1 pseudogene is annotated in these 614 nt (G+C 38.4%); it reads right to left on the bottom strand.

Annotated elements, in window-relative coordinates:
• A pseudogene (locus GQR52_RS20390) lies at window positions 1-533 on the bottom strand (flagellin); the annotation flags it as partial.
• Window positions 534-614 lie beyond the last annotated feature (81 nt).

Genomic DNA, 614 nt, shown 5'->3' with positions numbered 1-614 from the left:
GCTTGAAGATTTACTTGATTAGAGCCAATACTATCAGCAGCTACGCTTGAAAGTGATACATTAATCGTTTCGTTTGAATTTGAACCAATTTGGAATGATTTTGAACCAAAGCTGCCATTTAATAATTGCTGCCCACCAAACGAAGTCGTGTCTGAAATACGTGTTAACTCAGTTGATAATGCAGACACTTCTTTTTGTAGTGCTGCACGGTCTTCTGTTGAATTTGAACCATTCGCTGATTGCAGTGCTAATTCACGCATACGTTGTAAAATACTTGTAGACTCACTCATTGCGCCTTCAGCTGTTTGCGCCATTGAAATACCGTCGTTTGCATTTCTTTGAGCTACGCCTAAACCATTTACTTGTGATGTTAAACGGTTTGAAATTTGTAGGCCTGCCGCATCATCTTTTGCGCTGTTGATACGCATACCAGATGATAAACGCTCCATTGATGTCGCTAAATCAGAACCTGATTGAGATAGGTTACGTTGTGCGTTTAATGAAGATACATTTGTGTTTACTGAAATCATAATAAAACTCCTGATTACTTTCGTAAAAGTACTGTTTTGATTTAACCAAGAGCCGTAACAAATTTATGTACAAGCCCCTTACTG

Origin of the sequence: Pseudoalteromonas sp. 31A1, assembly GCF_011378815.1 — a bacterium.
GTDB lineage: Bacteria > Pseudomonadota > Gammaproteobacteria > Enterobacterales > Alteromonadaceae > Pseudoalteromonas > Pseudoalteromonas arctica.
This window is presented reverse-complemented; position numbering and strand designations above follow the sequence as displayed.